At 71.3% G+C, this 17032-nt stretch carries 18 protein-coding genes and 1 pseudogene; 9 read left to right on the plus strand and 10 right to left on the minus strand.

The genetic code is table 11. The annotated features are described in order from the left end of the window. Nucleotides 1-22: 22 nt before the first annotated feature. The 7 genes from IE307_RS00270 to modA all read right to left on the minus strand — a co-directional run bounded on the left by IE307_RS00270 (nt 23) and on the right by modA (nt 5818). Nucleotides 23-1180 (minus strand): PrsW family intramembrane metalloprotease, encoded by a 1158-nt coding sequence (locus tag IE307_RS00270; RefSeq protein WP_191295400.1) that lies wholly within the window; start codon nt 1178-1180, stop codon nt 23-25. Further along, nucleotides 1177-1806, minus strand: a complete 630-nt coding sequence (locus IE307_RS00275) for a hypothetical protein (RefSeq protein WP_191295401.1) — start codon at nt 1804-1806, stop codon at nt 1177-1179. Before IE307_RS00275 ends, IE307_RS00270 begins: the two co-directional genes overlap by 4 nt. Nucleotides 1807-1877: 71 nt before the next feature. Next, complete coding sequence (locus IE307_RS00280) at nt 1878-2966, minus strand: YeiH family protein (protein WP_191295402.1); 1089 nt, start codon at nt 2964-2966, stop codon at nt 1878-1880. Further along, nucleotides 2966-3097 carry a hypothetical protein gene (locus tag IE307_RS47225; protein WP_268250325.1) on the minus strand — a complete coding sequence of 44 codons (132 nt, stop codon included), beginning with the start codon at nt 3095-3097 and terminating at the stop codon, nt 2966-2968. The genes IE307_RS00280 and IE307_RS47225 overlap by 1 nt, the downstream gene beginning before the upstream one ends. 86 nt (nt 3098-3183) lie before the next feature. After that, nucleotides 3184-4230, minus strand: coding sequence for an ABC transporter ATP-binding protein (locus IE307_RS00285; protein ID WP_191295403.1), 1047 nt, complete (start codon nt 4228-4230; stop codon nt 3184-3186). Continuing rightward, complete coding sequence (gene modB / locus IE307_RS00290) at nt 4227-5024, minus strand: molybdate ABC transporter permease subunit (protein ID WP_191295404.1); 798 nt, start codon at nt 5022-5024, stop codon at nt 4227-4229. Before modB ends, IE307_RS00285 begins: the two co-directional genes overlap by 4 nt. Beyond that, complete coding sequence (modA, locus tag IE307_RS00295; protein WP_191295405.1) at nt 5021-5818, minus strand: molybdate ABC transporter substrate-binding protein; 798 nt, start codon at nt 5816-5818, stop codon at nt 5021-5023. Before modA ends, modB begins: the two co-directional genes overlap by 4 nt. A 291-nt stretch (nt 5819-6109) precedes the next feature. On the opposite strand from modA, the gene IE307_RS00300 reads away from it, so the two are divergent. Next, nucleotides 6110-7066 carry a threonine ammonia-lyase gene (locus IE307_RS00300; protein WP_229904242.1) on the plus strand — a complete coding sequence of 319 codons (957 nt, stop codon included), beginning with the start codon at nt 6110-6112 and terminating at the stop codon, nt 7064-7066. A gap of 292 nt (nt 7067-7358) precedes the next feature. Further along, entirely contained in the window at nt 7359-7502 is a 144-nt protein-coding gene (locus tag IE307_RS00305) for a hypothetical protein (RefSeq protein ID WP_191295406.1), read from the plus strand. Between the two features lie 86 nt (nt 7503-7588). Here the strand turns inward: IE307_RS00305 and IE307_RS00310 are convergent, their stop codons facing one another. Further along, complete coding sequence (locus IE307_RS00310; RefSeq protein WP_191295407.1) at nt 7589-8464, minus strand: NmrA family NAD(P)-binding protein; 876 nt, start codon at nt 8462-8464, stop codon at nt 7589-7591. Between the two features lie 98 nt (nt 8465-8562). Here IE307_RS00310 and IE307_RS00315 point away from each other — a divergent pair, with 98 nt between their 5' ends. The 3 genes from IE307_RS00315 (at nt 8563) to IE307_RS00325 (ending at nt 10636) form a co-directional block, all read left to right on the plus strand. After that, nucleotides 8563-9120 carry a TetR/AcrR family transcriptional regulator gene (locus IE307_RS00315; protein WP_191295408.1) on the plus strand — a complete coding sequence of 186 codons (558 nt, stop codon included), beginning with the start codon at nt 8563-8565 and terminating at the stop codon, nt 9118-9120. 72 nt (nt 9121-9192) lie between these two features. Beyond that, nucleotides 9193-9762 carry an RNA polymerase sigma factor gene (locus IE307_RS00320; RefSeq protein ID WP_191295409.1) on the plus strand — a complete coding sequence of 190 codons (570 nt, stop codon included), beginning with the start codon at nt 9193-9195 and terminating at the stop codon, nt 9760-9762. After that, complete coding sequence (locus IE307_RS00325) at nt 9755-10636, plus strand: CU044_5270 family protein (RefSeq protein ID WP_191295410.1); 882 nt, start codon at nt 9755-9757, stop codon at nt 10634-10636. Before IE307_RS00320 ends, IE307_RS00325 begins: the two co-directional genes overlap by 8 nt. 19 nt (nt 10637-10655) lie before the next feature. Here IE307_RS00325 and IE307_RS00330 read toward each other — a convergent pair whose 3' ends face one another. Beyond that, entirely contained in the window at nt 10656-11735 is a 1080-nt protein-coding gene (locus tag IE307_RS00330) for an amidohydrolase family protein (protein ID WP_191295411.1), read from the minus strand. 64 nt (nt 11736-11799) lie between these two features. Here IE307_RS00330 and IE307_RS00335 point away from each other — a divergent pair, with 64 nt between their 5' ends. Continuing rightward, nucleotides 11800-12273: a MarR family winged helix-turn-helix transcriptional regulator gene (locus tag IE307_RS00335; RefSeq protein WP_191295412.1), complete on the plus strand. Its 474-nt coding sequence runs from the start codon at nt 11800-11802 to the stop codon at nt 12271-12273. Between the two features lie 26 nt (nt 12274-12299). Further along, nucleotides 12300-13073: a DUF6357 family protein gene (locus IE307_RS00340; protein ID WP_191295413.1), complete on the plus strand. Its 774-nt coding sequence runs from the start codon at nt 12300-12302 to the stop codon at nt 13071-13073. Between the two features lie 7 nt (nt 13074-13080). Here the strand turns inward: IE307_RS00340 and IE307_RS00345 are convergent, their stop codons facing one another. Beyond that, nucleotides 13081-13680, minus strand: a complete 600-nt coding sequence (locus tag IE307_RS00345) for a TetR/AcrR family transcriptional regulator (RefSeq protein ID WP_191295414.1) — start codon at nt 13678-13680, stop codon at nt 13081-13083. A 153-nt stretch (nt 13681-13833) separates the two neighbouring features. On the opposite strand from IE307_RS00345, the gene IE307_RS00350 reads away from it, so the two are divergent. Together IE307_RS00350 and IE307_RS00360 are read left to right on the plus strand one after the other, a co-directional pair. Continuing rightward, nucleotides 13834-14655, plus strand: a complete 822-nt coding sequence (locus IE307_RS00350; protein WP_191295415.1) for a CPBP family intramembrane glutamic endopeptidase — start codon at nt 13834-13836, stop codon at nt 14653-14655. Next, a pseudogene (locus tag IE307_RS00360) lies at nt 14648-16732 on the plus strand (penicillin acylase family protein). Before IE307_RS00350 ends, IE307_RS00360 begins: the two are co-directional and overlap by 8 nt. Nucleotides 16733-17032 lie beyond the last annotated feature (300 nt).

The following is a 17032-nucleotide window of genomic DNA, read 5'->3' on the forward strand; positions in this document are numbered from 1 at the left end:
CACCGTAAGCCTTGAAGACGTCCTAGCGAACGGCTCCGCGCAGCCTGAGCAGTTCGGCGCGGGCGTGGAGGACCTCGTTCGTCTCGAGCCCTTGCGCGCGGGCCAGTTCGCGGGCAAGATCCGCCGTCGCGTCCTGGAGGTGCCGCGACCTGCTGCGACCGTGCACGAGCCTGCGGAACGCCTTGCGGTCCCTGCGCAGTCCGCTGACCGCGGAGAGCAGTGCGGGATCGATCACACCGGCGTCCACCTCCGGCTGCAGCAACCGGCGGATCCAGATCCGCTCCTGCCGGGCGGCGTGCCGCAGGACGTAGAAGAGGGTGATCAGTTCGATCGCCGCGATCAGGAACGGCAGCACGACCGCCACGGCGCCGATGCCGCCGCTCAGGCCGGTCATGTCGTCCCAGGCGAAGTGGAACACCATCGCGGTCAGCATGGTCAGGACGCCGCGCGGCACGTTGCGCTCGCCCGGTGTGCGGCCGAGTACCCACATGAGGCCCGCGCAGAAGATGGCGCTGAACAACGCGTGCGACACGATGCCGGCCGCACCGCGGACCAGGAAGATCTGCAACGACGTGAGGACCTGGCCGGTGCCGAAGGTCTGCGCAGCGCCGTTGTAGACGTAGAGCACGTCCTCGAAGACCTGGAAGCCCAGGCCGATGAACGCGCCGATGATGAAGCCGTCGTAGGCGCCGCGCACGAGCCTCGGGGCGAGCCCGATCAGCAGGACGAGGCCCAGCGCCTTGCCGAACTCCTCGTTGATCGGCGCGGTGAGACCGGCCGCCCAGTCGGCGGCGAACGCCGTGCCGCCGAGCTTCGTCCAGATCTCGAGCAGCGCGGTGTTGGCGGGCAGGGCGATCCAGAACGTCGCGGCGAGACCTCCCCAGAAGAACGCGGCCGCGAGCAGGGCGGCGGGTTGCGCGGTGTAGCGGTTCTGGTGGCGCAGCAGGAGCAGCCACGGCACCAGGTACAGCCCGAACAGCAGCACTCCCCCAGTGAGGGCGGGGCTGTAGAAGTGCGCCCCCGGACCGAAGTAGCGCACCACCGCCAGCGCGCCACCGCCCACACCCAGCAGGTAGACCCAGAACGCGAGGTTGCGGGGCTGGACGAACCGGAACCGCTCCCCCCAGCCCGACTGCTCGATCGCGGCGAGCTGCGCGGTCTTGGCCTCGGTGGTCGTCATCGGCCCGCTCCCGCCGTGATGCCGCGCAGGAACGTCCCCACGGTGTCCTGCTGGCGTTCGAACTGGCCCGGCGCGGTGCGGACCCGCACGAGCAGTGCCGGTGCCGCGTCGGCCTGTCCCGGCGTCCTGGTCATCTTGAACGCGACGTCGAGGCCGTCGCCCTGTGGCGAGGTGCTCGCCTGCGCGACGCCGACGAGGCCGCTCGCGGTCGTCACGGTGCCGCGCGACCCGTCGATCCCCGGCGCGCCGCCCTCGGAGCGCAGCACCTGGTCGAGGAACGCGGCCGCGGACCCGGTGAACGCGGCGCCCCTCAACGCGATCGCCGCGCCCCCCGTCGTCAGCTGGACCTGCACGCTCGCCGGGGACGCGGAGCCGGAGCCCGCCAGGACGCCGTCCTCGAGCTGCCACCCCACCGGTGGCACGGCCGTCGAGCCGTCGCCGAGGTCCAGCACGTCACCGGCGCGGATCTCGTTGTGCCACGGGATGACCGCGTTCAGCGCCGGCAGCCCGTACAGGAGCAGCAGTGCGATGGCGAGGACGCCCAGGGCGGGTGCGAACGTGCGCCGGTCGAGTCCGAGGAACCTGTGCTCGACCGGCACCCATCCGCGCGGTGCTGTCTCCGTCATCCGCCACCCCTCTCACGCACGCGACCGGCACCACCTGACCACAGATGGCGCCGGTCGGCAGGACGTGGAGGTCAGCCGTTGAAGCCGGAGAAGAGAATGCTCGCCAGCCCCAGACCCACCAGCAGGTTGAACACCGCGGCACTGGCGAAGACCCCGATCGGTTTCCACCCCGCCTCCCGCAGCGGAGCGACCTTGAACTCCAGCCCGATCGAGACGAACGCCAGGATCAGGAACAGCGTGCGCAGGTCGTTCACGGTCGTGATGGCGGCCTTGTCGCCACCGGACTCCAGGAAGATCGTCGCGATGATCGATGCCGCCAGGAAACCGAGCACGAACTTGGGAAAGCGCTCCCACAACGCCTTGCCGCTGACCTTCGCCTCCCCCGTGCGCTCGACCTTCAGCGCGAAGTAGGCCGTCAGCGCGACGGCGACGACACCGAGCAGCGCGTTCTGCGTCGTCTTCACGATCGTCGCGATCTGCAGCGCCTCCTCGCCGACCAGTGCGCCGGCCGCGCTCACGGCGGCGGTGGTGTCGATGTTGCCGCCGATCCACGCGCCCGCCACCGCGGGCGACAGGCCGAGGGCGTCCACGGCCAGTGGCAGCAGGAAGATCGAGGGCAGCGCGAAGATGATGACCAGGCTCGCGGTGTAGGCGAGCTGTTCCCGGCGTGCCTGCACGGCGCCGGCCGCCGCGATGGCCGCGCTCACACCGCAGATCGACACCGCCGACGCCAGCAGCGCCCGCAGCTTCGAGTCGACGCCGAGCTTGCCGCCGAGCCACCACGTGAACCCGAACACCAGTGTGATCAGCAGGAACGCCTGGGCGATGGCGGGGCCGGCGGCCTTGACGATCACCGCGAAGTTGATCGACGCGCCCAGCAGCACCAGGCCCGTCTTGATGAAGAACTCGGTGCGGAACCCGGCGGCGAGCTTGTCCCGGAACCCGAGCCCGGTCAGCACCGCGTTGCCCAGCAACCCCAGCAGGATCGCGTAGACCGGGTACTCGACGCTCTTCGCGATGCCGCCGAGCCAGGTGCCCTTGGTGAACACCGGCACGTTCTGCTCCAGGTACCGGGTCAGCGCGCCCAGCACCACGACGACCGCGACACCGGCGACCGCCCACCACACCTGAGATCGTTGCCGCGTCTCGACTTCCGCCATCACGGCACCAGCCAGCCCGGCAGGGCGCCGACCAGCACCAGGCCGAGCAGGACCAGTCCGGCGATCGTCGCCGCCCAGTCCTCGTTCAACGCGAGCTTGCGCTCACGGCCGACACCGTCCTCCGCGCTCATGCCGCGCCTCCGTCCACTCCGTGGTGGCGGCAATGGTCTGAGCAGGAGGTGAGCGGCGGCAAGGGCTCCCGCGATGTGGAACGGTGTCAGGCCGGGTAGACGTGGACCTCGGTCGCCTTCACCGCCGCCCACAGCGCGTCCCCGGGACGCAGCCGCAGCTCGGCGAGCGTGGCCGTGGTGATGTCGGCGAGCACCGCCGGCGGCCCGTCCAGGCGGACGCGGGTGGTGTGCGCGTGCTGCTCGACCGCCGCGACCGTGACGGGCCAGACGTTGCGCGGGCTGCCCTCCGGCCGCGCCGCGTGCAGGCTCACGGCGTTGGGCGGGAACACGACGTGCACCGGACCGTCGACGGGTTCGGCGATGGTGAGGCCGCCACCGCCGTCCAGGCCGACCTGGGTGCCCGATGCCCTGCCGCGGTAGAAGTTCAGGCCGACGAGGTTCGCGACGTAGTCGGTGCGCGGCCGGCGGGCGACCTCCGCGGGAGGACCGGACTGCACCGCGCGGCCGCCTTCGAGGATGACCAGCCGGTCCGCGAGGACCATGGCGTCCAACGGGTCGTGCGTGACGAGCAGCGTGTGGCCGCCGAAGTCGGCGAGGTGGCGGCCCAGTTCCGACCGCACCTGCAGGCGGGTGCTCGCGTCCAGCGCGGCCAGCGGTTCGTCGAGCAGCAGCAGGCTCGGGCCGGTCGCCAGCGCCCGTGCGAGAGCGACCCGCTGGGCCTGACCGCCTGACAGGGAACGGGGTCTGGTCTGCTCGTACCCGCTCAGCCCGACCCGGTCGAGCCAGCGCGCCGCCTCGGCACGTGCCTCGGCCTTGGGCGTGCCGCGGGACCTGAGTCCGAAAGCGACGTTCTCCAGGGCGGACATGTGCGCGAAGAGCAGGTAGTCCTGGAACACCACGCCGATCGGCCGCTTCTCGGCGGGCACGAACGCGTTCGCACCGTCCCAAGTGGACTCCGCGACCGTGATGTGCCCCGAGGTCAGCGGGAGCAGGCCCGCGAGGGCGCGCAACGCGGTGGACTTGCCGGCGCCGTTCGGGCCGAGCAGTGCGACGACCTCGCCCGGCGCGATCGTCACGTCGAGGTCGAGGGAGAAGGTGCCGCGCGTGACGCGCAGCTCGGCGTCCAGGGTCACGTCGGCCCGCTGATCCACCGGTCGCGCAGACCGGCCAGCACTCCGACGGACACCAGCAGCAGCACGACGCTCAGCACGATGGCGGCGTCCGGATCCGTCTCCAGCGCGAGGTACACCGCCAGCGGCATGGTCGTGGTCTCACCGGGGAAGTTGCCGGCGAACGTGATCGTGGCGCCGAACTCCCCCAGCGCCCGCGCCCAGCACAGCACCGCGCCCGCCACCACACCCGGCAGCACCGACGGCAGCGTCACGCGCCGGAACGTCACCCACTTCGACGCGCCCAGCGTGGCCGCGGCCTCCTCGTAGCGCGGATCGGCGGCCCGCAGCGCGCCCTCGACCGAGATCACCAGGAACGGCATCGCCACGAACGCCTCCGCGACGACGACACCGGCGGTGGTGAACGGCAACGAGATGCCGAACCACGCGTCGAGGTGCTCGCCGATCAGGCCGCGCCGCCCCAGGACCAGCAGCAGCGCCACACCTCCGACCACGGGCGGCAGCACGAGCGGCACCGTGACGAGCGCGCGCAGGAACCCCCGGCCCGGCAGCCCGGAGCGCGCCAGCAGCCACGCCAGCGGGATGCCGAGCACCAGGCACAGCACCGTCGCCAGCGAGGCGCAGATCAGCGACAACCGCAGCGCCTCACCGACTTCCGCGCTGAGCAGCGTCGGCAGCGAGGTCCACGGCGTCTTGACGAGCAGCCCCGCCAGCGGGACCAGCAGGAACGCCAGCCCGGCCACGGCGGGCAGGACGAGGACGACGGGCAGCCGTCCCCGCACCCGGTTGCGCGTCACGGGCCGTCGAAGCCCGCCGCGCCCAGCACGGCACGGCCCTCGCCGGACAGCACGAAGTCGACGAACGCCTTGGCCACGGCGGCGTTGGGCGCCTTGGCCAGCGGGGCGATCGGGTAGTCGTTGACGGCCTGCGCGGACTCGGCGAACTCGATGCCCTCCACCTTGTCCCCGGTGGCCTTCACGTCCGTCCGGTAGACGAGCGCGCCGTCGACCTCGCCGAGCGAGACCTTGGTGAGCACGGCCTTGACGTCCTGCTCCAGCGTGTCCGGCTGCGGCGTGATCTTCGCGAGCTCGAAGACCTTCTTGGACGCGGCCCCGCACGGCACCTGCTCCGCGCACAGCGCGATCTTCTTCCCCGCGTCGGCGAAGTCCGCGAGCCCGGCGATCCTGCCCGGATTGCCCTTCGGCACCGCGATCGCGAGCCTGTTCTTCGCGAACGTCCTCGGCGCGTCCGTGACGGTCCTGGTGTCGGTCACCTGCTTCATGTTCGCCGGTGCTGCGCTCGCGAACACGTCGGCGGGCGCGCCCTGGTTGAGCTGCTGGGCCAGCGCCGAGCTGCCGCCGAAGTTGAACCTGACCTTCGTGCCGGGGTTGGCGGCCTCGAAGTCTTCGCCCAACTGGGTGAACGTCTCGGTCAGCGACGCCGCCGCGAACACGGTGACGTTCCCGGTGACCTCCGGCGCCCCCGAGCCGGGCGCCGGCGTGCTGCCGGTCTGCTGGCCGCACCCGGCGAGGGCCAGCGCGGCCGCCAGTCCGGTGGCCGCGATTCTGGACGTTATCCGCAGATTCGGCATGCATCGATCGTAGATGCCGCTCGTGCGGCACGAAAGTACCCCTTCTGTTCCGCAGATGCGCCAGTACCCTCGCGTCCGCGAGGTCCACCACGTGCTGGGCGTCCGCCGACGGCTACCGCGTGCTGCTGTCGTGGGCGGAGGTCGACCCGGAGTTCGGCACCGGTCGACGCCAGGTGTCTCGCGTTCGCTCGTGGATCAGCACGCCGGACACCCCGTGAAGCCGCTCCCCAGTGGACACTCGGCCGCTCCTGTCACGGCCGGGATCCGGCGGACACCACCTAGGGTGGTGCCATGGCTGACCTGGTGACCATCGACGACGTGAGGGCCGCGGCCGAGGTGATCGGCGGACGGGTGCTGCGCACGCCGACGTTGCCCTCCCCCGGACTGTCCACCCTGCTCGGCGTCCCGACGACGGTCAAGCTGGAACTGTTGCAGCGCAGCGGTTCCTTCAAGACGCGCGGCGCGTTCACGAAGATCCTCTCGCTCTCGGACGAGGCGCGGGCGGCGGGTGTGGTCGGGGTCAGCGGCGGCAACCACGGGATCGCGCTGGCCGACGCCGCGAGCGCCCTCGGTGTGGCCGCCACCGTCGTGATGCCGTCGTCGGCACCTGCCCGGTCGGTCGAACTGGCTCGCGCCTCCGGGGCGGACGTGCGGCTCACCGACGGGCTGGCGGCGGCGTTCGCGCTGCTCCACGAGCTGGTGGAGGCGGGCGCGACGCTCGTGCACCCCTACGACGACCCGGTCGTGGTCGCCGCTCAGGGCACGGTGGGTCTGGAGTTCGCCACCGACGCGCCGGACGTCACGGACGTGCTGGTGAGCATCGGCGGTGGTGGGCTCATCTCGGGTGTGGCGGCGGCGTTCCACGCGCTCGTGCCCGGCGTGCGCGTGTGGGGTGTCGAGGTGGAGGGCGCTGACGCGATGCGTCAGGCGCTGGACGCCGGTGGACCGGTCGACATCACGCCCACGTCGATCGTCTCGACCCTGTCGGCGCCGCACGCGTCGCAGCTGACCTACGACCACGCCGTGACGCTGGTCGAGGACGTGCTGGTCGTGTCCGACGCCGACGCGGTGCGGGGGTCGATCGCGCTGGCCGAGGCGCAGAAGGTGTGGGCGGAGCCCGCCGCCGGGTGTCTCGTGGCGGCGGCGCCCGCGGTGCTCGAGCGGGTCGGGCCCGGTGCGCGGCTGGGAATCGTGGTGTGCGGCGGGAATGCGACTTTCGCGGACGTCGTTCGCTGGAGCGGCGTTTAGGGCACGCTGGGTCCCTCGACCGCGGAGGACGACCGTGCGCCAAGACGAACCAGCGACCACGGCCGTGGTCGCCGCCGTCCGCCGCGGTGGATCTCGCGACGTTGCGCCGGCGGACGACGCCGGAAGCGGGCGAACCCTGTCGCACGTGCTGACGGACTGGCCCGTCCGGTGCCCGAACGGCGCGCGGACCGTCGAGGTGCTCGTGACAGCGGGCGGTGACGTCAACGCGCGATTCCGGGGTTCGCACCGCGAGGCGCCGCTCCATTGAGCCGCGAGCGCCGAGGAGGTGGAAGTGCTCAACGCCCTCCTGGACGCCGGCGCGGACATCGACGCCGTCAGCGCCCCGCGGCGCCAAGCGCTCGGCGCACTCCCGTTGACCGCTGTGGCGCGCACCCCCGGTGCGCGAGGTTCAGGTCGTCCCGGCCCGCACCGGTGAGGAGGGCTCGAGCGGTCGGACAGGCCGAGCGGCGCTGGGCGCCGACCCGGGCTGGGTGCCGCCCTGGGAGCGCACTCCCTGACAGGTCAGCCGAGCGCCTCCCGCGCCCAGGTGGCGAAGCTGGTCAGCGGCAGGCCCAGTTCCCTGGCGTACTCGGGACGGCCGACCATGCCCGACTCGTTCATCCGGTCGTGGCCCGCGCCCATCTCCGGCATCCCGGCGGCGAGAGCCTGCTCCAGCGTCAGGTCCGGCGCGGTCAGTTCGGTGCCGAGCACGCCGGAGAGCACCTCGGCGACCTCCGCCATCGACAGGTGGTCGCCGGCCAGTTCCAGCTCGACGCGGTCGAAGCGCTCCGGCTCCGCGACGGCGGCGGCCACGGCCGTGCCGACGTCCCGCGTCGCGACCAGGGACAGCCGGGTGGTGGGCTTCACCATGCTCACCAGGCCGCCCTCGACGCCGCGCGGGAACAGGAAGGCCGACTCCGGCAGGAAGTTCTCCATGAAGAAGCCGGGCTTGAGCAACGTCCACCGCTCGAACCCGGCCGCGCGGACCCGCTCCTGGATCGCGGCCTTGGTGTTCATGGACGCGGCGCGCACCGGGTAGAGCTCGTCGACGAAGTGCGGGCCGGCGCCGTCGACGGTGGTCTGGATGAACTGCGGAACGCCCTGTTCCACCGCGGCCTCGATCAGGTTGGTCGCCTGGGCGAGCTCTCCGGGGAAGTCGAAGCCGTCCTGCTTGAACTCGGCCATCTGCACCGAGAACACCGCGCTGGCGCCCTTGGCCGCGCGCACCAGTGACTCGCGGTCGTGCAGGTCGCCGGTGACGAGTTCGACTCCGAGGGCCTTGGCGCGGTCCGACTCCGGATCGCGGACCAACGCGCGCACGGGGACACCTGCCGCGGTCAGTGCGCGGACGGCCGCGCCTCCCTGCTTGCCGGTGGCTCCGGTGACGAGCACGGACATGGCTCTCCTCCACGAAGGACGTTTAAACGGCGGGGCCCGCCGTTTCGGTGTCCGCTACGATATGGCGGGCCCCGCCATTTATCAACCACGAGGTAGCCATGACCGATCGCCAGCGCGCAGACGCCCGGCGCAACCACGAGCGGATCCTCGCCGTGGCCGAGCAGGAGGTCGCCGTGCACGGCGCGAACGCCTCGCTCGAGCAGATCGCCCGCGTCGCCGGCGTCGGTTCGGCGACCGTGCGCCGCCACTTCCCCACCCGCCAGGCGCTGCTGCAATCCGTTCTGTGGCACCGGATCGAGGTGCTGTGCGAGAGGGCGCGCGAGCTCACCGGGGCAGGCGACGGCAGGGCCGCGCTCCTGGAGTGGCTGGCCGAGGTGGTGACGTACTGCGTTGCCGCGAAAGGACTTGCCACCGCGCTGGCCCACGAAGGCGACCCGGTCAACGGGAACTCGTGCGCCTCGGCCATCGAGGAGGCCGCCGAACCGTTGCTGCGCAGGGCGATCGAGGAAGGCGCCGTCGCGCGGGACGTCACGGTCGTCGAGCTCGTCACGTTGATCGTCGGCATCGCGATGGTCACCGAACACCACCAGGACCCGGCCGCGTCGGCCGAGCGGCTGTTCGCGGTGGCGGTGGAAGGGATCAGTCCGGCCGGCTGACCGCGGCGCCGTGAACTCGATCGGGGAGTTGAGCGGATAGCAGGGTGAAGACCCTTCACCCGAAAGGCCACCATGACAGCGACCGACGCGGAACTCATCGAGGCGTCGTTGCGCGTGCCGGAGGAGTTCGCCCTCCTCTTCGACCGGCACGCGCCGCACATACAGCGCTACCTCGCCCGGCGCCTCGGTCAGCAGGCCGCCGACGACCTGCTCGCCGAAGCGTTCCTGGTGGCGTTCTCGAAACGGGAGCGCTACGACTCCTCCCGCCCGGACGCCCGGCCGTGGCTGTACGGCATCGCCACCAACCTCGTCGGCCAGCACCGGCGCGAGGAGGTGCGCCGGCACCAGGTGCACCCGGCCACGTCCCACGTGGGCGACCACGCCGACCGGGTGGCCGCCGACGTCACCGCCCAGGCCATGCGGTCGATGCTGACCGGCGCACTGGCCGTGCTGTCCACCGAGGACAGGGACGTGCTGCTGCTGGTCGCCTGGGAACAACTCAGCTATCTCGAGGTCGCCGAGGCGCTGGCGATCCCGGTGGGAACGGTGCGGTCCCGGCTGAACCGCGCCCGCCGCAAGGTCCGGGAAGCGCTGGGAACCGACAACCACACCGAGGTCGAGGAGCTGCTCAACAATGGATGACCTCCAGCTCGTCCGGGAACTGGACGACACCCCGCTCAAGTCCGCCGACCAGCTCGCCGCCGCACGGGCACAGCTCGTCGCGGGCATCAAGCCGCGCCGGCGTGGCCGCGCCGGAGTCATCGCCGTCGCCACGATCGCCGTGGCGGCCGCGGCGGCCGCCGTCGTCGTGACGGTGCTGCCGTCCGGCTCCCCGGACGAGCCGCGGCAGGACGCCACGCCCACCGGCTCAACGGCCCCGGTGGACACCGCCGTGCAGCTGCTGAACCACGCCGCCGCGGCAGCCCGTTCGAAGCCCGACGAGGTGCCCCGGCCGGATCAGTTCTACTACGTGCGCAACGGCGAGTGGGAGGGCTGGCTCTCCGTCGACGGCACCCGTGACGGCCGGATCAGCACCTCCAGGGCCGACGAGCCGGTCACCACGCCCGGCTGCGTCAACGGCACCAGGAAGGTGCTCGACAAGTACGACAAGCCGACGGGCGCGACCGAGAAGTGCACGCCGGTCCGCGCGTACCGGGACGACCTGCCCACCACAGCCGACGACGTGCTTCGGCTGCTGAAGGGCGAGGACAAGGGCCGGCCGGTCAACTCCTACGGCAAGGACGTGCTGGCCATGGTCAGCTTCTCCTACCTGCCGGGACCGCAGCGGGCCGCGTTGTTCGACGCGGCGACGCAGGTGCCGGGGTTGACGGTCGTCGAGGACGTCTCGTCCGGCCGGCCCGGCATCGGGATCAGCTGGCCCGTGCCCGAGGGCTCCGCGCCGTGGGCCGAGCCGGTGGTGATGGTGTTCGACAAGGACACCTACGAGTACCTCGGCACGAAGAACTCGCCGCAGGACGCGGCCGGGTTCGTCGACCAGGTGGGCGACCGCGTCTAGCGGACCCTTCGGGGAGCGCCTACCGCCCTGGGGTCGGTAGGCGTTGCCCCGCGATCCACACGCCCACGACGTCCCGCGTCACCGAGATGTCGACAGTCGGGTCGCCGCCGACCAGGACCAGGTCCGCGCGCTTCCCGGCCTCGACAGCGCCTCGATCGCGGAGGCCGAAGACCTGCGCGGGCACGGAGGTCGCGGCCGCGAGAGCCTCGGCCGGGGTCAGCCCGGCGGCGACGAGGAGCTCGAGTTCGCGGTGCAGCGACTCGCCGTGCTTCGGGGCGAACGGCGCTCCGGGCGCGGAGTTCGCGTCCGTCCCGGCCAGCAGCGGGACGCCGGCCTCGCGCAGCTTCGTGACCGTGTCGCGCGCGTGCTCGTAGCGGAATCCGGCCGCCGCGAACAGCTTCGCGACGCCTTCCATCATCGTCAGCGTCGGCACGGACACCATCCCGATCTCCCGCATCCGGCCGATCGTGTCGTCGTCCAGCACGGCGTCGAGCGGTGCGTGGGTGCTGACGTCCGCACCGGCCTCCACGGCCACCCGGAACGCGCCCGTCGTGGTCGCGTGGGCGACGACGAGCAGGCCGTGCTCGTGCGCCGCCTGGACGAGGGCGTTCACGGTCGCCTGGTCCATGCCCTCGGGCGGCGCGGCCTCGGTGACGACCTTGACGTAGTCGGCGCCGCCGGCGACCCGTCGTCCGACGAACGCGCGCGCCTCGTCCGGGGTGGTCACGACCGCCTCCGCCGGGATGCCCGGCATCTTCGCGTGATGACCGCCCTGCCCGACCGCCGGCACCGTGGCGCTCAGGATCTGCGCGACGCCCTTCTGCCGGCGCATCTCGTCGACGAACTCGAGCGGCCACGCGCCCATGTCCAGCCCCGTCGTCACACCGCGGCGGGCGAGGTCCTCCAGGTCGGCGCGGCCGCGCACGGTGTGCACGTGCGCGTCGATCAGGCCGGGCAGCAGCACGCCTCCCGCCGCGTCGACCACCGTGTCGGCCGGGGCGGTGTCCTCTCCGGACACCGATTCGCCGAACACCACCCGCCGGGGCCCGCTCACCGCCGAACCGTCGAACACCCGCACGTTCTCGATCGCCGTCGTCATCGCGCCTCCGCAGATTTACCTTTAGCGAAAGCTATCACGAAAGCGGACCGGTTAGGATCGGTGCATGGCAACACCCCGTGAGCTGTCCTCGCTCTCCCTCGCACAGCACGCCGTGAGGTTGCGGACGCTCCTGGACCGGCCGATCGCCGAGGCGCTCAAGAAGCACGGGCTCTCCGCGGGCGAGCTCGACGTGCTCGGCGCCCTGGCCGCGTCCGGTGACGCCGGAGCGCTCCCCCGCGAGCTGTCCTCGCAGCTCCTGCTCACCACGGGAGGCCTCAGCAACATCCTCCGCAGGCTCGAGGAGGACGGGCACATCACCCGCGAGGCGAACTCGTCCGACGCGAGGAGCAGCATCGTGCGTCTCACCGAACAGGGACTGCGCGTCGGACGGGAGACGGGGAACGCCGTGAGCGAGGCGATCAGCCGCGTCCTGCGGCCCGTCGACCGATCCGTGCTCGACACGGCCGCCCAGCTCCTGCACCAGGTTCTCGTCGACCTCGACGAGGACGCGCCGGTGCACCGCGAGTTCCCGTCCTGAGTCCCCCGAGCGAAGAGGTCCACGACATGAGCGAAGTCGTCTTCTCACGCGAGAACGTCTGGATCCCGCGAGTGGTCCGCGCGGACGGCGAGCTCAGGCTCCGGCTCGGCGCGGGAGCCGACGCCAACCACGACCCGCGCACGTTCACGTTCCCGATCTCCGAGGCCCACTTCGCGGTGATCTCGGAGGACCTGACCCGGCACCTGCTGCTCTGGAGCGCGGTCCTGCCCCTGTGCGAGGCCGCCGGAACGCGGGGTCCCCTGGACGAACGCGCCGCGGTCGCGCTGCTGGACCCGGTCCTCCTCGGCACGCCCGAGGACGTCGAGTCGTTGTTCCGGACCGTCCCCTGGGACAGGCGCCAGCTCATCGCCCAGGGCGCGGACATCGGCCTGCTCGAGCGCGGCGAGATCTTCGCGGCCTTGCGTTCCGCGACCACGAAGTCCGACTGGCACCGCGTCCAGAGGCACGACGCGGACCGCGACCGCGCCCGGCGCGGCGTACAGCTGAGCCCCCTCGACGCGGCGTTGCTCGAATACACGGGCCGGTACGTGCACGGCGGGAAACGCCCGGCCCGCGAACCCGGCGCCGTCGACCCCGCGCTGCTGCCCGAGGTCATGCGGGTGGTCGCCACCGCCGAGCAGGCCTGCGCCGGACTGGACCTCTCCCCCGGGTGGCGGCAGGTCGAAAAGACCGTCGAGGACGCGGTGCGCCGCGCCTACCCGGATCTGGTCGACGACGCCGTGCGCACCGTGAGCTTCCTGATGTGCTCCGAAGCCGCCGCCCGAGCACGGACGGCCTGACAGCGGCTCACCTGGGCGCCGACGCCCGGAAGACGACGGACAGGGCGTCGTCCAGGACGCCCTCCTCCTCGTCCCCGGTGGGCCGCGCGACGGGGACGATCCTGCTCAGGGCCATGCCTTCCACGACCGCCAGCAGGAAGCGGGCCCGGCGCGGGATGCCGGCCTCGGGGATTGCGCCCTGCTCGGCCAGCACGCGCAGCCAGCCGGCTATCGCGTCGAGCGTCCTGACCGTGTAGGCCCCCCAGGCGTTGCGCGCCTCGGCGGTGCTGCCGGAACCGAAGGTCGTGCTGAGGACCGTCAGCATCCTGTCCGCGGCGGCCCGGCTCATCGGCTGCGGCGGCGGCAGGAGCTGCACGAGGCACTCGCGGAGCCTGGTCTCGGCGGGCACGGACGTGTCGCGGATCCGCATCTCGGACGGCGCGTCGTCGAGCGCGGTGGCGAAGATCGCCTCGTGCAGCGCCTGCTGGGTCGGGAAGTAGTGGCGCAGCGTGCTGGGGCCGATGCCCGCCCGCTCGGCGACCGCCCTGACCGCGAGCGTCGACTCGGGGTCCTCGGCCAGCAAGGCCCGCGCCGCGTCCACGATCTGCTGCCGCCGGGAACCGACCATCGCTCTCCTCGGCCTCCTTCCGAACCTGGTGCCGATGGCGAGGAAGTCGACCACGGGGCGCGCCCGATCCTACCTCGGCCGAAGTGCTCCGGTTGTCGTTAGTACATTGTGCTAGTACGTTGTGCTAACGACCCCCGGAAGGAACTTCTGATCATGTCCACATCGAACGGTGACCAGGTCGTACGGCCTGGCCCCGCTCCCAGCTCCGCGCGGCCGCGGCGGCTCGAGGTCTGGCAGTTCCTCGTGCTGGTCGTGGTCTACCTCGTCCTCGTGCAGGGCGTGAGCGCGCTGCTGACCTCCGGCCAGGACGTGTCCTACGGGGCGCCGACGTCGATCGACTACCTGGTCCGCATGATCGTGGTCCCGGTCGGGCTCGCCATCGCGTTCACACTGGGCGTCGTCGGCTACCTCGGCACCTGGCAGGAGGTCTTCGCCGACCACCGGCCGGTGCGGCGCTGGCTCGTCGTCGTCCCGATCGCGCTCTTCGCCACGGTCGCCGTGATCACCAACTACCCGGGCCTCGCCTCCCACGGCCTCGCCTTCGCGCTCCTCCTGCTGGTCGCGACGCTCATGGTCGGCTTCGGCGAGGAGCTCTTGTTCCGCGGGATCGGCGTGATCACGTTCCGCGCCAACGGCCACAGCGAGTTCCGGGTCGGCCTGTGGACCACCCTCCTCTTCGGCGCGGCCCACGGCACCAACATCATCACCGCCGGCCCGAAAGCCCTCGTCCAGGTCGTGCTCACCAGCGCGACGGGTCTCGTGTTCTACCTCATCCTCCGCAGCACCGGCGCCCTGCTCGCGGCAATGGCCGCACACGGCCTCTGGGACTTCTCGGTGCTGAGCAGCCAGGTGCGCCCAGACGAACCGTGGCCACTCGTCAACCTCGCCGGCGTCGTCCTCGCCCTCCTGCTCCTCCTCGTACTGGTCCTACGCCGCCGCATCACGCCACAACAGGAAAAGGAATGCGATGTCTGACACCAACCCGTTCCCCCGCAGGTCCGTGCTGCGCGCCGCAGCCGGGGCGGCCGGCGCGGCCGCGGCCACCGCGATCGCCGGTCCGAGCTCCGCCCTCGCCTCGCTGGCAGGCCAGCAATGGCACGTGAACGGCAAAAGGCACCTGACAATCACCTGGGACGAGTGGGCAATCCCCACCATCACGGGCAAGGACGAGTTCGACGTCACCCACGGCGTCGGCTACGCCCAGGCCAGGACCAACGCCCGCGAGATCCTGGACATCTACGGCAGGGCCCGCGGAGCGGCCGCAGCCCGCTGGGGCTCCCCCTACCTGGCGGAGGACAGGTTCACCGTCCAACTAGGACTCAAAGCCAAAACCGACCAGTGACTCAGCGCCCAGAAGCCGAAAACCCTCGCCCGCATCAAGGCCTTCTGCGACGGCTTCAACGCCGCCTGCACCGAAAACCCCGCACTGGGCGGCGACCGGCGCGAGATCCTGCCAGTCACCCCAAGAGACGTCATCGGCCACGTGGTCCGCGTCTTCGCACGCTTCACCACCCTCGACGGCAAAGGGCTGGCGTTCCCGCCAGAACAGTTCACCGACACCGTGGGCTCCAACGGCTGGGCGGTCTCCGGCCACCGCTCCTCCACCGGACACGCGATGCTGGTCATCAACCCCCACCTGGTCTGGCGCGGCTACCAGCGGTTCTTCGAAATGCGCACCCGCCACCCGGGCCGCGACTTCCACGGCGCCGCACTGCTGGGCCTCCCGTGGCAGAACATGGGCTACAGCCCGTCAGTCGGCTGGGGGCACACGGTCAACCCCATCCCGAACATGTCGGTCTACGACCTCAACCTCACCGGCAACCGCTACCTCCACAACGGCCGCCAACGCGAACTAAAGGTCACCGAACACCGCATCAACGTGCGCGGCGAAGCCCCCGTCACAGTCCTGGAACGCCACAGCGTCCACGGCCCGGTAGTCACCGCGCCAGACGGCACAGACGTGGCGATCCGCATCGCCGGCGTCCTGCACCACCCGGCCACCTCAGCCCTGGAGGGCTGGTGGCGCCTGTCCTTGGCCACCAGCGTGCAAGAACTCTTCAAAACCCACGACAAATCACCCCTCCCCCTCTTCAACATGATCGCCGCAGACGCACACGGCTCCATCGGCGCCCTCTACTGCGGCACTCCCCCGACCCTCAACCACGCCACCTACGACGACACCCAGCGCCGCCTCCCCGGCGACGACCCGAAGTGGTTGTGGAACGAGGTCCACCCGGCCTCGAAGATGCCCAGAGTCATCAACCCGGAGTCCGGCTGGGTCCAGAACTGCAACGAGACCCCGTGGTTCTACACCGACCCACCCCTCCCCGCCGCGAACTGGCCGGCGTCCATCGCCCCCGGCGTCACCCAGGTGGACGACTTCCGCCCGATCACCTCCCGAACCTGGCTCAAGTCCCAGAACAAAATCACCCCAGAAGCCCTGCTGGGCCTCAAATTCACCAAACGCGCCCTGCTGGCAGACGTAGTCCTCGACGAACTCCTGGCAGCCGCCAAGACCCAGACAGACCTCCAGGACGCGGTCACCGTCCTGTCCTCCTGGGACCGCCACGCCAACCAGGACAGCAAGGGCTACGTGCTCTTCTACCTCTGGAGCATCCTCAACGTCACCGGCATCGGCGACAAAACCCTCTTCCGGCACGTCGCAGAACCAGGCGCCGTCCCCACGGGCCTGGCCAACCCCACCGCAGGCGTGGCAACCCTCCGCGCAGCCAAGGCGATCCTCCTGAACACCGGCACCCCTCTGGACGCCTCCGTAGGCCAGGTCGCAACCCTCGGCGAGGGCCAGAACACCATCCCCGCCAACGGCGGCTCCGGCGTCGTCGGCATCCTGAAGTCGTTCGAGATCATGCCAACGGCCGACGGCTTCAAGAAGGTCCTCGGCGACACCTGGGTGTCACTGGTCCAGTTCCGCCCGAACGGCAAGACAACCGCAGACAGCGTCCTCGTCTACGGCAACACCACCGAACCCACCGCTCCACCGTCGAAGTCGCAGTACCCGGTGTGGGCAGCCGACCGCCTGCGCACACCCTGACAACAAACGCGACCAGCCACCGCAAGCCCACCCGCGCGGTGCCAACCGCCGCCCGCCAACGCAAAGCAACCTCGGACGCAGGCCCGGCGCGTGGTGCCAACCGGACAGCCGACAACGCAAGCCGTCCATGCACCCAACCTGGCGTGGCGATGCGCAGCGAGCCGTCCGAGCTGAAAGCTCTGGGCGGCGGCGCACCCCGCTCATGGCGATTGGGGCTTGACCTTGAGGGGCGGGGTGCTACCCCTCATCGGGCACGGCCGGGCGCTTTTCAGCCCGGCTTTTCCGGCCGTCTCAGCGCCC

This window comes from Lentzea cavernae (genome assembly GCF_014653695.1).
Classification (GTDB): domain Bacteria; phylum Actinomycetota; class Actinomycetes; order Mycobacteriales; family Pseudonocardiaceae; genus Lentzea; species Lentzea cavernae.

Coding starts and splice junctions, on each gene's coding strand:
- IE307_RS00300 (WP_229904242.1), top strand. CDS start 6,110: ATGGCTGACCTGGTGACCATCGACGACGTGAGGGCCGCGGCCGAGGTG.
- IE307_RS00315 (WP_191295408.1), top strand. CDS start 8,563: ATGACCGATCGCCAGCGCGCAGACGCCCGGCGCAACCACGAGCGGATC.
- IE307_RS47225 (WP_268250325.1), bottom strand. CDS start 3,097: ATGAGCGCGGAGGACGGTGTCGGCCGTGAGCGCAAGCTCGCGTTGAAC.
- IE307_RS00335 (WP_191295412.1), top strand. CDS start 11,800: ATGGCAACACCCCGTGAGCTGTCCTCGCTCTCCCTCGCACAGCACGCC.
- IE307_RS00350 (WP_191295415.1), top strand. CDS start 13,834: ATGTCCACATCGAACGGTGACCAGGTCGTACGGCCTGGCCCCGCTCCC.
- IE307_RS00325 (WP_191295410.1), top strand. CDS start 9,755: ATGGATGACCTCCAGCTCGTCCGGGAACTGGACGACACCCCGCTCAAG.
- IE307_RS00320 (WP_191295409.1), top strand. CDS start 9,193: ATGACAGCGACCGACGCGGAACTCATCGAGGCGTCGTTGCGCGTGCCG.
- IE307_RS00270 (WP_191295400.1), bottom strand. CDS start 1,180: ATGACGACCACCGAGGCCAAGACCGCGCAGCTCGCCGCGATCGAGCAG.
- IE307_RS00340 (WP_191295413.1), top strand. CDS start 12,300: ATGAGCGAAGTCGTCTTCTCACGCGAGAACGTCTGGATCCCGCGAGTG.
- IE307_RS00280 (WP_191295402.1), bottom strand. CDS start 2,966: ATGGCGGAAGTCGAGACGCGGCAACGATCTCAGGTGTGGTGGGCGGTC.
- IE307_RS00310 (WP_191295407.1), bottom strand. CDS start 8,464: ATGTCCGTGCTCGTCACCGGAGCCACCGGCAAGCAGGGAGGCGCGGCC.
- IE307_RS00345 (WP_191295414.1), bottom strand. CDS start 13,680: ATGGTCGGTTCCCGGCGGCAGCAGATCGTGGACGCGGCGCGGGCCTTG.
- IE307_RS00275 (WP_191295401.1), bottom strand. CDS start 1,806: ATGACGGAGACAGCACCGCGCGGATGGGTGCCGGTCGAGCACAGGTTC.
- IE307_RS00330 (WP_191295411.1), bottom strand. CDS start 11,735: ATGACGACGGCGATCGAGAACGTGCGGGTGTTCGACGGTTCGGCGGTG.
- modA (WP_191295405.1), bottom strand. CDS start 5,818: ATGCCGAATCTGCGGATAACGTCCAGAATCGCGGCCACCGGACTGGCG.